This is a genomic window from Streptomyces speibonae, from assembly GCF_984686075.1.
Window position 1 is genome coordinate 780,692 of sequence record NZ_OZ480260.1, and the last position, 13,958, is coordinate 794,649.

The window sequence follows — 13,958 nt, forward strand, 5'->3', positions numbered from 1 at the left end:
AGATCACCGAAGCGCTGCGGGCGTCTTTGAAGACGAACGAGAAACTGCGGCAGGAGAACAGGAAACTCACCGAGGCCGCCCGGGAACCCCTGGCCATCATCGGCATGGGCTGTCGCCTGCCCGGCGGAGTGACCAGCGGGGAGCAGCTGTGGGACCTGCTCGCCGAGGGACGCGATGCCCTTTCACCGTTCCCCGACGACCGCGGCTGGGATCTGGACGGCCTGTACTCGCCGGACGCCGACCGCCCGGGCACGACGTACGTCCAGGAAGCCGCCTTTCTGACCGGCGCCACCGAGTTCGACGCCGGCTTCTTCGGGATCTCGCCCCGTGAGGCCACCGCGATGGATCCCCAGCAGAGGCTGGCGCTGGAGGTCTCGTGGGAAGCGTTCGAACGAGCGGGCATCGACCCGACCGGCATACGGGGCAGCGACACGGGCGTCTTCATGGGGGCCGCCGACCAGGGGTACGGCTTTCGCCGGCACCCCACTCCACCGGAGCTGGAAGGCCTTCTGGCCACCGGCAGCACCTCCAGTGTCATCTCCGGCCGGATCGCCTACACGCTCGGCTTCGAAGGGCCGGCGATCACCGTCGACACCGCGTGTTCCGCCTCCCTGGTGGCCCTTCATCTGGCGGCACAGGCACTGCGCCGGGGCGAGTGCTCGCTGGCGTTGGCCGGAGGGGTGTCGGTGATGGCCGGGCCGGGTCCCCTCGTCGAGTTCGCACGGCAGAAAGTACTCGCCCCCGACGGCCGGACCAAGGCGTTCGCCGCGGCGGCGGACGGCACGGGGTGGGCCGAAGGCGTCGGCGTGGTGCTGCTGGAGCGCCTGTCCGAGGCACGACGCAACGGCCACCGGGTACTGGCGGTGCTGCGCGGTTCCGCGGTGAACCAGGACGGTGCGAGCAGCGGGCTCACGGCGCCCCACGGCCCCTCCCAGCAGCGCGTCATCCGCATGGCGCTCGACGACGCCGGACTTTCACCGGCCGATGTGGACGCGGTGGAAGCGCACGGAACCGGCACCGCTCTGGGCGATCCGATCGAGGCCCAGGCACTGCTGGCGACGTACGGCCAGGACCGCGAACAGCCGTTGTGGCTCGGTTCGGTGAAGTCCAACATCGGCCACACGCAGGCCGCCGCCGGCGTGGCCGGTGTGATCAAGATGGTGCTGGCGCTGCGCAACAACATGCTGCCCGCGACCCTGCACGTCGACCGCCCGTCGCCGAAGGTGGACTGGTCGTCCGGCGCGGTGCGGCTGCTCACCGAAGCCGTGCCATGGCCGCGGAACGACCGGCCGCGACGGGCCGGCGTCTCCTCGTTCGGCATCAGCGGCACCAACGCACATGTGATCGTCGAGCAGGCACCGACCGTGCCCGCCGAGCCCTCCGCACCGGCGGGCACGGCCTGCTGGGTGCTGTCCGCCAAGTCCGAATCCGCTCTGCGGGAACAGGCCGCGCGGCTGCGCGACCACGTCGCGGCCCGTCCCGAGCCGGCCGCGGTGGACGTGGCCCACTCGCTGGTCACGTCACGGGCGGCATTCCCCCACCGGGCCGCGGTCGTCGCCACCGATCACGACGAGTTCCTGCACGGTCTGGGCGAGATCGCCGACGGAGCCGGCCGCACCGGTGTGGCCAGGGCAGCGGCCGAGGCGGTCTTCGTCTTCCCGGGCCAGGGCTCGCAGTGGGCCGGCATGGCGACCGAGTTGTGGGACACCAGCCCCGCCTTCGCCCAGCGGATGGACGAGTGCGACCGGGCGCTGAGGGCCTACACGGACCGTCCGCTGCGCGACATGCTCACCGACAGCGACGCGCTGGCGGGCATCGACGTCGTACAACCCGTGCTCTTCTCCGTCATGGTGTCGCTGGCCGCGCTGTGGCGCTCGCACGGCGTGGAGCCCGCTGCCGTCGTCGGCCATTCGCAGGGCGAGGTGGCCGCCGCCTGCGTCGCCGGGGTGCTGTCGCTCGAGGACGCCATGCGGGTGGTGGTCCTGCGGTCGCGGGCGCTGAGGACGCTGGCCGGCAAGGGGGGCATCGTCTCCGTGCCGTTGCCCGCCGGAGAGGTGGGCGACATGCTCCCCGCCGGTGTGTCCATCGCCGCCTACAACGGGCCCGGCTCGGTCGTGGTGGCCGGTGACCCGGACGGCCTGGAGACGGTGCTCGCGGCCGTCCCCCGCGCCAAGCTCATCGCGGCGGGGGTCGCATCGCACTGCGCGCACGTCGAGCGGCTCCGCGACGAACTGCTGAGCGACCTGGCTCCCGTCTCCCCGCGGGCGGCGGGCGTTCCGTTCTTCTCGACCGTCACCGCCGACTGGCTCACCGAGCCGATGGACGCCCGGTACTGGTACCGCAACATGCGCGAACCGGTGCGTTTCGAAGCGGCCGTCCGCGCGCTCGCCGAGCAGGGCCACACGATGTTCATCGAAGTCAGCCCGCACCCCGTCCTCACCTCGGCCGTCCAGGACACGCTCGACGAACTGGACAGCACGGCGACGGTGGTCGGCTCGCTGCGCCGTGATCACGGCGACCGGGCGACCTTCCTCGGAGCCCTGGCCGACGCCTACGTGCGCGGCGCCACGGTGGACTGGGCCACCACCCTGCCCCCCGCCCATGTCGTCGACCTGCCCACCTACGCCTTCCAGCGAGAACGCCACTGGCCGACGACCGGGTCGTCCCCGGTCGCGGACCTGGGGGCTGCCGGACTGACCCCGCTCGACCACCCGCTGCTGACCGCCGCGGTGGAGCTGGGGGACGGCGCCGGGGTGGTGTTCACCGGCCGGCTGTCGCTGCGGGCGCAGCCGTGGCTGGCCTATCACGCGCTCATCGGCACGGTCCTGTTCCCCGGCACGGGCTTCTTGGAACTGACCATGCGTGCCGCTGACCACGTCGGGTGCGACGTGGTCGAGGAACTGGTCATCGGTGAACCCCTCGTGCTCACCGAGGAGCGCGCCATGCAGTTCCAGCTCGTGGTCGGCGAGCCCGACGGGGCCGGGTCCCGGAGCGTCCATGTCCACTCCCGGGCCGACGACGCCGAGCCGGGGCAGCCGTGGACGCTCAACGCCACCGGGTCGCTCGGCCGCTCCGGCCGGCCCGCCGGGTTCGACCTCGCGATGTGGCCGCCGCCCGGCAGCGAACCGCTGCCGGTCGACCAGCTCTACGACCTCTTCGCCACCCTGGGCTACGAGTACGGGCCGGCCTTCCAGGGCCTGAGGTCGGGCTGGCGGCACGGCGACGACGTCTTCGCCGAGGTGGTGATCCCCGACGACCAGCGGGAGGCCGCCGAACGGTTCGGCGTGCACCCCGCCCTGCTGGATGCCGCGCTGCACGCGGTGGGCGTGGGCCCCCGCGACATGACCGCGGGCCCGGAGGGGTCCTATCCCCTGGTGTTCTCGTGGAACGGAATCCGGTTGCACGCGCGGGGGGCGTCGGCGTTGCGGGTGCGGCTGACGCCGCTGGCGTCGGGAGCGGTCTCGCTCGAGGTCGCCGACGCGGCCGGTCGGCCCGTCGCGTCCATCGGCTCGCTCGCGCTGCGCGAGGTCGGCGCGGACGAACTGCGCAGGGCTCGGCTCCGGCGGCACGACTCGCTGTTCGGGGTGCGCTGGACCAGGGTGTCCCGCAGGAGCGGCCATCCGCACCGGGTGGTGCTGGATGCGGATGGGCCGTTCCCCGGCCTGGCGGCGCTCGGCGAGGCCATGGACGGCGGGCTGGAGGTCCCCGACGCGGTCGTGGCCGCGTGTCGGCCGACCGGTGACGCGGACCTGGCCGCCGCCACGCGTACCGCGCTGGCCGGGGTGAGCGACCTCACGCGGTCCTGGCTGGCGGACGACCGCTTCGCCCGCAGCCGGCTGGTGCTCGTGACCCGGGGAGCCGTCCACGTGGACGGTGACTCCGTGCCCGATCCGGTGCATGCCGCCGTGGGTGGACTCATGCGGTCCGTCCAGATGGAACATCCGGATCGATTCGTCCTGGTGGATGTGGACGATCCCGGCGCGGTCGAGGAGGTCGTCGCGTCGGCCCTCGGGGCGGACGAACCTCAATTGGCGTTGCGGGACGGCGTGCTGCACGCCCCGCGGCTGAACCGGCTGCCACTCGACCCCGACGGCGATCCGCTGCCGGGCCTGGATTCCCGGGGCACCGTGCTGATCACCGGCGGCACCGGCGGACTGGGCCGGACGGTCGCCCGGCATCTGGTCCAGCAGCACGGCGTCCGCCATCTGCTGCTGCTCAGTCGCAGGGGTCTGCGGGCGCCCGACGCAGCCGGGATCATCACCGAGCTGGCCGCGCTCGGCGCAGAGGTCGTGATCACCGCCTGTGACGCCGCCGACCGGCAGCAACTGGCCGCGGTGCTCGACGCCATTCCCGCCGGGCATCCGCTGACCGCGGTCGTGCACTCCGCGGGCGTCCTCGACGACGCGACGCTCAGCTCTCTCACCGCTGATCAGGTGGACCGGGTGCTGCGGCCCAAGGTCGACGCGGCTCTGAACCTGCACGACCTGACGGCGGGCACGCCGTTGTCGGCGTTCGTGCTGTTCTCGTCGGCGGCCGGCCTGATCGGCAGCGCGGGTCAGGGCGCGTACGCGGCCGCCAACGCGTTCCTGGACGCGCTTGCCCGGCAGCGCAGGGCACACGGCCTTCCCGCGACGTCGATCGCCTGGGGACTGTGGGGCGACGTCGCGAGCGCGATGCTCGGCACGCTGGACTCGGCCCGCACGGCTCGGCTGGGCCGTTCCGGGATGGTCCCCATCACCGCTTCGGAGGGCATGGAGTTGTTCGACCTCGCGGTCGCACAGAACGACGCGATGGTGGCGCCGGTCCGGCTGGACTTCGCCGAGCTGCGGATGCGGGCGCGGGCCGACGGGCTGCCACCGTTGCTTCGCGGCGTGGTGCGTACGCCGATGCGCCGCAGTACGGCATCCGGTACCGGGGCCACGGATGCCCGGTCGCTGAGCCGCCGGCTCGCCGGCCGCTCGGACGCCGAGCGGGAAGAGGTACTGCTGACCCTGGTGCGCGAGCAGGTCACGCGGGTGCTGGGCTACGGCTCACCCGAGGCCGTGGGCGAGGACCATGAGTTCCTGGAAATGGGGTTCGACTCGCTGACCACCGTCGATCTGCGCAACCGGCTGGTCGCGGCGAGCGGCCTGCGGATGCCCAGCACCGTCCTGTTCGAACACTCCACGCCTCGCCGGTTGGCCGGTCACCTGAACCGTGAGCCGGCGTTGTCCCCGGACGACGAAGCCGAGCCGGTTCCGGCCGACGACGAACCGGCGAGCACGTTGACGAGCCTGTTGGACCATGCCTGCGGGCAGGGCAGGTTCGCCGAGTTCCTGAACGTGCTGGAGAGTGCCTCGCTGTTCCGGCCCACCTTCGGCGTCGGCGCCCATCCGGCCGCGCGCCCGCTGCGGCTGGCCGAGGGCGGGCTGCCGACCGGTGTCATCTGTCTGCCCTCGGTACTGGCCACCGCGGGCCCGCACCAGTACGCACGGTTCGCGGCGACCTTCCGTGGCAGGCGCGAGCTGTCCGCGCTCGCCGAACCGGGGTTCGTCCACGGCCAGCCGCTGCCCGACAGCATGGAAGCCCTCGCCGACCTGCACGCCCGGTCCGTACTGCGGGCCGCCGGCGACGCACCCTTTGTGCTGCTGGGCCATTCCTCCGGCGGCAACATCGCGCACGCCGTCGCCGGCCGGCTCGAACAGCGGGGAACCGTCCCGGCGGCGGTGGTACTGCTGGACGCGTTCACCTTCGAGGACCGGGCGCTGGACGGCCTGCTGGACGGCGTCGCCGACGCCGTCCGGGGACACCAACGGTCCAAGGCCCCCATGAGCGACGACCGGCTGACCGCGATGGGTGCCTACTACCGGCTGCTGCGGCACTGGCAGCCGGCTGAGCTCTCGGCACCCACCCTGCTCGTCCGAGCGGGCGAGCCGACGCCGGGCGGTGCGGACGGGCGGGCGTGGCAGCCCTCCTGGCCGACCGAGTGCACCGTCGCGGACACGCCGGGCAACCACTTCTCCATGCTGGAGGAACACGCCGACGCGACAGCGACACTCGTCCAGGACTGGCTTTCCCGCACGCTGCGGGAGGATCGGGCCGCATGACGGGGAGTGCCCGCTGACGGCGGCCAAGGGCACCGGCAGCGGGGCCCCGGGAATGGCCGAGGGCCGGTTTCGGACTCCTCCGAAACCGGCCCTCGGCCGACGACTGTCTCCAGTCGGGACGACAGGATTTGAACCTGCGACCCCTTGACCCCCAGTCAAGTGCGCTACCAAGCTGCGCCACGTCCCGTTGCCCGTCTGACCTGGGGCTTCCCCCGGCCGAACGCGCACGGAAACCATACCGCACTCGGGGCGGTGATCGCGCACGCGTTTATCGGCGGGCGGCCCTTGACCTGAAGTTTGGTTGAGGTTGAACGATGGCCGTATGACGATCACCGAGGAACGCGCACACGAGTACGGATACGCCGATCTGCCGGCCCTGATGGGGCTGATGACCGGCGACGAGAAGCACGGCCCGGCCGCGACGTCCACGCTGGACGTGCTGTGGGTGCTGTACGACCGGGTGCTGCGGGTCGGCCCCGGACGGATGGACGATCCGCAGCGGGACCGGTTCCTGCTGTCCAAGGGGCACGGGCCGATGGCGTACTACGCCGTGCTGGCGGCCAAGGGGTTCGTGCCGGCCGGCTGGCTGCCGGGGTTCGGTTCGTTCGACTCCCCGCTCGGCCACCACCCCGACCGCGTGCTCGTGCCGGGCGCGGAGATCGGCAGCGGCTCGCTGGGTCACGGGCTGCCGATCGCGGTCGGCACGGCGCTGGGACTGCGTGCCCAGGGGCTGGCCGAGCCACGGGTGTGGGCGCTGGTCGGGGACGCCGAACTCGACGAGGGCAGCAACCACGAGGCGATCGCCTTCGCGGGCAGCGCGGGTCTGGAGCGCCTGCACACCGTGGTCGTCGACAACTCCTCCGCCTCCTACGCCCGGCCGGGCGGCATCGCCGCGCGCTTCGAGGCGGCCGGCTGGTCGGTGGTCACGGTCGACGGACGTGACCACGAGGCGCTGTACGCCGCGTTCACCGCTCCGCATCCGGGCAGGCCGCACGCGGTCGTGGCCCGGGTCGAGCCGAAGCACGCGTGAAGCGCTCCGCGCCCTGCCCCTCACCGCTCATTTCCCTCTACGAAAGGACCGGTCTCCATGGACACCATGCGTGATCGTCTCGCCCCTGTCGTCACCCGGCTGCTCGACGAGGACCCACGGGTCGCGGTGGTGCTCGCCGACATCGGCCTGGACGGCTTCGCCGGGGCACGGCGGCGCCATCCGGACCGAGTGGTCAATGTGGGCATCCGGGAACAGCTCCTGGTCGGCGCCGCGGCCGGGATGGCGCTGACCGGGCTGCGCCCCGTCGTGCACACCTTCGCCAGCTTCCTGGTGGAGCGGCCCTTCGAGCAGGTCAAGCTGGACCTCGGGCACCAGGGCGCCGGGGCGGTGCTGGTGAGCGCCGCCGCCTCCTTCGACTGGCCGGCCGGCGGGTACACGCACATGGCCCCGGGCGATGTGGCGCTGCTGAACACCCTGGACGGCTGGACCGTGCATGTGCCGGGGCATCCGGACGAGGCCGAGGCGCTGCTGCGGCACGCGGTGGCGGCCGGGGACGACAAGGTGTACGTGCGGCTGTCCCTGCAGTCCAACGCGCGCGGGCTGCCCGTGGACGGGGAGCGGTTCCGCACGGTGCGCGAGGGACGGTCGGGGGTCGTGGTCGCCGTCGGGCCGATGCTGGACGCCGTGCTCGACGCGACGGAGGGTCTGGACGTCACTGTGCTGTACGCGACCACCGTCCGCCCCTTCGACGCGGGGGCGCTGCGCCGCGCGACGGAGGGGGCGGGAACGGACGTCGTGCTCGTGGAGCCGTACCTGGCGGGCACGTCGACGGCCGCGGCGAACGAGGCGCTGGCCGATCTGCCGCACCGCGTGCTGGGGCTCGGCGTGGGCCGGGCGGAGCTGCGGCGGTACGGCACGCTCGAGGAGCACGTCGCCGCGCACGGTCTGGACGCCCGGTCGCTGCGGGACCGCATCGGCGGGTTCCTCGACGCGGTGCCGGCGGGCGCGTGACGCGCGCGGCGGGTTCCTACCGGGCGGACGGCAGCCCCAGCCGGGGGTGCGCCTCCAGCAGCCGTGAGGGGGCCGCCTGACGCCAGGAGTCGGCGAGGATGTCGCGCAGTTCGCCCTCGTCCTCCAGGGCGGCCAGGCGGGCCCGGACCCACGCGAACTGCGCCTCGTGCTCGGCGATCCAGAACTTCTCCGGTTCGGCGAGGGCCAGTTCGTCGCGCTCCTCCTTGGGGCAGCGCACGGCGACGGAGGTCTCGTCCTCGGGCAGGGTGGCGAACATCTTCCCCGCGACACGGAACGTGGGCATGCCCCAGGCGATCTTCTCCGTGGCGTCCGGCAGGGACAGGGCGATCCGACGTACGTCTTCGGCATCCGGCATGCCAGGCACGGTAGCGCCCACCACTGACATTGACGTGCCCGTTCACGCCGCACGGAGCGCACAGGCCCGGGCGGCTCAGCGGGCCTCTCGCTCGGCCGCCCGAACCCAGCGGGCCGACGCCACCCCGTCCACCGGACGGGACAACCACCGCCGCTCCCCAGCGGCGCGGGGTCACCCCTCGGCGGCCGCCGCGCGGAGGGCATCCAGGGCCAGGCGGATCAGCGGCGCCCCGGCGCACCCACGCCCAGACCCGGCGGGTCCGGGCCCCGGTCCACCGGACGGACGACCACCGCCGAACACGGCCACGGCCGCTCCCCGGCCGCGCGGCGGCGTGAGCCAATACGGCACGGCCGACAGACCGGCGCCCACGCCTCGGCGCCCGGCCCGCGGCCGCGAGAGCGCGGCAGGCCGGCCGTCCCGTGCACCGGACGGGCACCCACACGCTCGGCCGGGGCCGCCTCCGGTACGGGGCGTGGCAGGCCTCCGAGGCCGGTCGCTACGCCTCGGCGGCTGCCGCGTGGAGGGCGTTCAGGACCGGGTGGATCAGGGGGTGCTCCTCGGCGCCGCGGCGTACGGCCGCGAAGACGCGACGGGTCGGGGCCACTCCGTCCACCGGGCGGACGACGACGCCCGCGAGGTCCATGCCGCGCAGCGCCGAGCGGGGTACCAGGGCGACGCCCACGTCCGCCGAGGCGAGGGCGACCACCGCGCGGAAGTCGTCCGAGGAGTGCTCCAGGCGGGGCTGGAACCCGGCGTTCTCGCAGGCCAGCACCACCACGTCGTGACAGGGGTTGCCGGGGTAGGGACCGATCCAGGGGTCCTTGGCCAGCTCGGCCAGCGGCACCTCGGCGGTGCCGGCCAGGCGGTGGGTGACCGGGACGACCGCGTCGAAGGGCTCGGCGTACAGGGGTATGTGGGCCAGGCGCGGGTCGTCGGCGGGCGGCGCGCCGCGGTATTCGACCGCCACGGCGACGTCGACCTGCCGGTCGAGGACCATCGGCAGGCTGGCGTCCCCCTCGGCGTCCTGGACCCGGATCCGGATCCCGGGTGCCGACGTGGCGAGGCGGGCCACGGCGGGCGCCACGACCTGGGCGATGCCGGTGGCGAAGGCGGCGACCGTGACGGTGCCGGCCTCACCGGAGCCGTAGGCGGCCAGCTCCGCCTCCGCGCGCTCCAGCTGCGCCAGGACGGCGTTGGTGTGGTTGAGCAGGATCTCGCCGGCCGGGGTGAGCCGTACGCCCTTGGCGCCGCGCTCGACGAGACGGTGGCCTGTCTCCTGTTCGAGGGCGGCGAGCTGCTGGGAGACGGCCGAGGGGGTCAGATACAGCGCGGCGGCCGCCGCCGTGACCGTACGGTGGTCCGCCACCGCACGGAGGATGTGGAGCCGCCGCGCCTCGATCATGAGAGCGATTGTCTCAAATCGCTCGGTGTGTTCCGCTCAGGCGTCGAGTTCCGCCCGCGCCGCGACGAAGGCGTCCACCGCGCGGTTCACGTCGTCCGTGGAGTGGGCGGCGGACAGCTGGACGCGGATCCGGGCCTGCCCCTGCGGGACCACGGGGTAGGAGAAGCCGATCACGTAGACGCCGCGGTCCAGCAGCAGCTCCGCCATGCGTCCCGCGCGGGCCGCGTCGCCGATCATCACGGGGGCGATGGCGTGGTCGCCGGGGAGGACGTCGAAGCCTTCCTCGGTCATCCGCCGGCGGAACAGGGCCGTGTTCTCGGCCAGGCGGACGCGCAGGTCGTCGGCGGACTCGAGCAGGTCGAGGACCTTCAGGGAGGCGGCGGCGATCACCGGGGCGAGCGTGTTGGAGAACAGGTACGGACGGGAGCGCTGGCGCAGCAGGGCGACGATCTCCGCGCGGGCGGCGACGTAGCCGCCGGAGGCGCCGCCGAGGGCCTTGCCGAGCGTGCCGGTGATGATGTCGACGCGGTCCATGACGCCGTGCAGCTCGGGCGTGCCGCGCCCGCCGGGGCCGACGAAGCCGACGGCGTGCGAGTCGTCGACCATGACCATGGCGCCGTGCCGGTCGGCGAGGTCGCAGATCTCGTCCAGCGGGGCGACGTAGCCGTCCATCGAGAAGACGCCGTCGGTGACGATCAGCTTGCGCCGGGCGCCGCCCTCCGCGGCCTCCTTGAGCTGCCGCTCCAGGTCGGCCATGTCGCGGTTGGCGTAGCGGAAGCGGCGGGCCTTGGACAGCCGGATGCCGTCGATGATCGAAGCGTGGTTCAGCGCGTCGGAGATCACCGCGTCCTCCGGGCCGAGCAGCGTCTCGAAGACACCGCCGTTGGCGTCGAAGCAGGAGGAGTAGAGGATCGTGTCCTCCTGGCCGAGGAACGCCGACAGGCGGGCCTCCAGCTCCTTGTGGACCTCCTGGGTGCCGCAGATGAAGCGGACGGACGCCATGCCGTAGCCCCAGCGGTCGAGGGCCTCGTGGGCGGCGGAGACCACCTCGGGGTGGTCGGCGAGCCCGAGGTAGTTGTTGGCGCAGAAGTTGAGGACCTCGCCGGGGCGGCCGCCGGCGGTGACGTTCACGGTCGCGGACTGCGGGGTGCCGATGACGCGCTCGGGCTTGTGCAGGCCGGCGGCGCGGATCTCGTCGAGGGTGGCGCGCAGGTCGTCGCGCACGGAGTCGAACATGATGACGGGGCTCCTTGGGAGGCGGATGACTTACGCGGTCCAGTCGAGGATGACCTTGCCGCCCTTGCCCGCGGCGGCGTCCTCGAAGGCGGACTCGAAGTCGCGGTAGGAGTAGCGGCCGGTGATCACGGGGGCGAGGTCGAGGCCGCCCTCCAGCAGGACCGACATGGCGTACCAGGTCTCGAACATCTCACGGCCGTAGATGCCCTTGATGGTGATCATCGAGGTGACGACGCGGGCCCAGTCGACCGGGAACTCCTCGGCGGGCAGGCCGAGCATCGCGATGCGGCCGCCGTGCGTCATGTTGCCGATCATGTCGCGCATGGCCTCGGGCCGGCCGGACATCTCCAGGCCGACGTCGAAGCCCTCGCGCAGCCCGAGGGCGTGCTGCCCGTCGGCGATGGTGGACTCGGCGACGTTCAGCGCCAGGGTCGCGCCGATCTTGCGGGCGAGCTCCAGGCGCTCCTCGCTGACGTCGGTGATGACGACGTTGCGCGCACCGGCGTGCCGGGCCACGGCGGCGGCCATCAGACCGATCGGGCCCGCGCCCGTGATCAGGACGTCCTCGCCGACCAGCGGGAAGGACAGCGCGGTGTGCACGGCGTTGCCGAACGGGTCGAAGATCGCGGCGACGTCGAGGTCGACGGGGACCCGGTGCACCCAGACGTTGGTGGCGGGCAGGACGACGTACTCGGCGAAGGCTCCGTCGCGTCCGACGCCGAGGCCGACCGTGGCCCGGCACAGGTGGCGGCGTCCGGCCAGGCAGTTGCGGCACTTGCCGCACACGAGGTGGCCCTCGCCGCTGACCCGGTCACCGGGCTTGGTGTCGGTGACGTCCCGGCCGGTCTCGAGGACCTCGCCGACGAACTCGTGCCCGAGCACCAGCGGCGTACTGATCGTCTGCCGCGCCCAGCCGTCCCAGGACCGGATGTGCAGATCGGTACCGCAGATACCGGTGCGCAGCACCTTGATCAGCACGTCGCCGGGTCCGACGGCGGGCTCCGGGACGTCCACGAGCCACAGCCCGGGCTCCGCCTTCTCCTTGACCAGCGCCTTCAACGCTACGGCTCCTGAGGGTGAGTCCCGGCCCCCGGGCACGCCTAAGCGGCCCCGGTCCGGGAGGAGGAGTGGAATCGCACAGCAATCTGCCGTACAACACCCTCACGGGTCCATCGAGGTTTTCTTAAGCACGGCCACAGCTTTGCTTCACACGGTCACCCCATCGGCGGCGCCGCCGGGTCTCACAGCGGCAGCCCCTCGTCCTGGAGCCGCTCCAGCCGCGCGGCGAGGTCCGCGGCCTGTGCCTTGATGGCGGCGAGTCCCGGCCGGCCCCAGGCCCGCGGCTGGACGTCGGTGACCGAGACGGTGCCGAGCACCATGCCGGTGCTGTCGATCAGCGGGGCGCCCAGGTAGGAGCGGATCCCGAACTCGTCCACCACCGGATTGCCCGCGAACCGCGGATAGTCGCTCACGTCCTCCAGGACCAGCGCCTTGCGCCGGGCCACCACATGGGGGCAGAAGCCGTGGTCGCGGGGCAGCGTGCGGTCCAGCAGCGCGCCGGTGCCGTCGGCGCGCACGAACGGGGCGGCGACCGGGGTGCGCAGTCCCGCGAAGAACTGGCCGTCCTCGCCGAGAAAGTTGACCATGGCGTACGGCGCGCCGGTGAGCTCCGCGAGGCCGTGGGCGAAGGCGTCGAGCGCGGGCTCGGGGCGGTGTCCCAGCCCCAGGCCGCGGAGTCTGCCGGTGCGGGCCGGGGCCTCCTTGTCCTCGGGGGTGAGCAGCAGACGACCTGCCGGGCGGGGCGGGTCGTAGCTCATGGGCGGGCTCCCGGTGTGTGGGCGAGGGTCATGTACGGGCTCCGAGGGGCTGCGGGGGTCATCTGTGCGCGCCGTACCCCGTGGTGGTGGCCGGGGCGTGGACGATGAGGTGGCGGACGAGGGTCAGCAGGGTCTGGACGCCGGAGCTGGAGATCCGGGCGTCGCAGCGGACGACCGGGACCTCGGCGGGGAGGTCGAGGGCGCCCCGCACCTCCGCGGGGTCGTAGCGGAACGCTCCGTCGAACTCGTTGACGGCGACGATGAATCCGAGGCCGCGCTGCTCGAAGAAGTCGACCGCCGCGAAGCACTCCTCCAGACGCCGGGTGTCGGCGAGGATGACCGCGCCGAGCGCGCCCTCGCAGAGCTCGTCCCACATGAACCAGAAGCGTTCCTGGCCGGGCGTGCCGAACAGGTACAGCACGTGGTCCGCGTCGAGGGTGATGCGGCCGAAGTCCATGGCCACGGTCGTCTCGACCTTGTTCTCGATGCCGTCGAGGTTGTCGGTGCCGGCGCTGACCGTGGTGAGGAGTTCCTCCGTGCTGAGCGGCGCGATCTCGCTGACCGCGCCGACGAAGGTCGTCTTGCCCACGCCGAACCCGCCCGCCACCAGGATCTTGAGGGCGGTCGGGAACGCGTCGTCACCGTGGGCCGTGCCGGCGCCCCGCTCAGAGCTGTCGTCGTAGTCCATCGAGCACTGCCTCCAGAAGGGCCCGGTCCGTGGGGTGGTGGTGGAACGCGGGGGGTTGGTCGGTCAGCGCCCCGCAGTCGACGAGGTCCGCCAGCAGCACCTTGGTGACGGCCACCGGCAGCCTCAGATGTGCGGCGACCTCGGCGACCGGGACCGGGGCGCGGCACAGGTCCAGGGCCTGTGCGTGCTCGGGGCCGAGATAGCCGAGTGGGGTGGCGCCGGTGGCTCTGACCTGCGACAGCAGGTCGAGTGCGACGGTGGGGCGGGTACGCCCGTTGCTGACCGTGAAGGGGCGCACCAGCCGGCCGGCCGCGTCGTCGAGCCACGGCCCGTCACCGGCCGCCTTCACGC

Annotated in this window: 9 protein-coding genes, 1 tRNA gene and 1 pseudogene; 3 read left to right on the top strand and 8 right to left on the bottom strand. The window is 73.0% G+C overall.

The features are described 5' to 3' along the window. Positions 1-14: 14 nt before the first annotated feature. Positions 15-6,086 (top strand): annotated as a pseudogene (locus tag AC5L3C_RS03265) (type I polyketide synthase); the annotation flags it as partial. Between the two features lie 113 nt (positions 6,087-6,199). On the opposite strand, the gene AC5L3C_RS03270 reads toward AC5L3C_RS03265, so the two are convergent. Further along, positions 6,200-6,273, bottom strand: a tRNA-Pro gene (locus AC5L3C_RS03270). Positions 6,274-6,408: 135 nt separating this feature from the next. Here AC5L3C_RS03270 and AC5L3C_RS03275 point away from each other — a divergent pair. Both AC5L3C_RS03275 and AC5L3C_RS03280 read left to right on the top strand, forming a co-directional pair. After that, positions 6,409-7,116 carry a thiamine pyrophosphate-binding protein gene (locus tag AC5L3C_RS03275; protein ID WP_493646762.1) on the top strand — a complete coding sequence of 236 codons (708 nt, stop codon included), beginning with the start codon at positions 6,409-6,411 and terminating at the stop codon, positions 7,114-7,116. Between the two features lie 57 nt (positions 7,117-7,173). Beyond that, positions 7,174-8,088, top strand: a complete 915-nt coding sequence (locus AC5L3C_RS03280; protein WP_493646763.1) for a transketolase family protein — start codon at positions 7,174-7,176, stop codon at positions 8,086-8,088. A gap of 16 nt (positions 8,089-8,104) precedes the next feature. Here the strand turns inward: AC5L3C_RS03280 and AC5L3C_RS03285 are convergent, their stop codons facing one another. From AC5L3C_RS03285 to AC5L3C_RS03315, 7 genes are all read right to left on the bottom strand, one after another. Next, positions 8,105-8,464, bottom strand: a complete 360-nt coding sequence (locus AC5L3C_RS03285; RefSeq protein ID WP_164555558.1) for an MmcQ/YjbR family DNA-binding protein — start codon at positions 8,462-8,464, stop codon at positions 8,105-8,107. A 496-nt stretch (positions 8,465-8,960) separates the two neighbouring features. Further along, entirely contained in the window at positions 8,961-9,866 is a 906-nt protein-coding gene (locus tag AC5L3C_RS03290; protein ID WP_493646765.1) for a LysR family transcriptional regulator, read from the bottom strand. Between the two features lie 36 nt (positions 9,867-9,902). Then, a complete protein-coding gene (locus AC5L3C_RS03295; RefSeq protein WP_493646767.1) occupies positions 9,903-11,102 on the bottom strand; it encodes a glycine C-acetyltransferase in 1,200 nt (399 codons plus the stop codon). 30 nt (positions 11,103-11,132) lie between these two features. Next, positions 11,133-12,161, bottom strand: coding sequence for an L-threonine 3-dehydrogenase (tdh, locus tag AC5L3C_RS03300; RefSeq protein WP_493646769.1), 1,029 nt, complete (start codon positions 12,159-12,161; stop codon positions 11,133-11,135). A 182-nt stretch (positions 12,162-12,343) separates the two neighbouring features. Next, entirely contained in the window at positions 12,344-12,919 is a 576-nt protein-coding gene (locus AC5L3C_RS03305) for a GAF domain-containing protein (RefSeq protein ID WP_125502383.1), read from the bottom strand. A 58-nt stretch (positions 12,920-12,977) separates the two neighbouring features. Beyond that, positions 12,978-13,607, bottom strand: a complete 630-nt coding sequence (locus AC5L3C_RS03310; protein ID WP_125502385.1) for a GTP-binding protein — start codon at positions 13,605-13,607, stop codon at positions 12,978-12,980. Further along, the gene (locus AC5L3C_RS03315; protein ID WP_493653729.1) at positions 13,585-13,956 is read right to left on the bottom strand and encodes a DUF742 domain-containing protein; all 372 of its coding nucleotides are present in this window, start codon (positions 13,954-13,956) and stop codon (positions 13,585-13,587) included. Before AC5L3C_RS03315 ends, AC5L3C_RS03310 begins: the two co-directional genes overlap by 23 nt. Positions 13,957-13,958: the final 2 nt, after the last annotated feature.

Excerpts from the sequence above, each read along its gene's own strand:
- AC5L3C_RS03280 (WP_493646763.1), top strand. The coding sequence starts at position 7,174 with ATGGACACCATGCGTGATCGTCTCGCCCCTGTCGTCACCCGGCTGCTC.
- AC5L3C_RS03295 (WP_493646767.1), bottom strand. The coding sequence starts at position 11,102 with ATGTTCGACTCCGTGCGCGACGACCTGCGCGCCACCCTCGACGAGATC.
- AC5L3C_RS03310 (WP_125502385.1), bottom strand. The coding sequence starts at position 13,607 with ATGGACTACGACGACAGCTCTGAGCGGGGCGCCGGCACGGCCCACGGT.
- AC5L3C_RS03285 (WP_164555558.1), bottom strand. The coding sequence starts at position 8,464 with ATGCCGGATGCCGAAGACGTACGTCGGATCGCCCTGTCCCTGCCGGAC.
- AC5L3C_RS03290 (WP_493646765.1), bottom strand. The coding sequence starts at position 9,866 with ATGATCGAGGCGCGGCGGCTCCACATCCTCCGTGCGGTGGCGGACCAC.
- AC5L3C_RS03305 (WP_125502383.1), bottom strand. The coding sequence starts at position 12,919 with ATGAGCTACGACCCGCCCCGCCCGGCAGGTCGTCTGCTGCTCACCCCC.
- AC5L3C_RS03275 (WP_493646762.1), top strand. The coding sequence starts at position 6,409 with ATGACGATCACCGAGGAACGCGCACACGAGTACGGATACGCCGATCTG.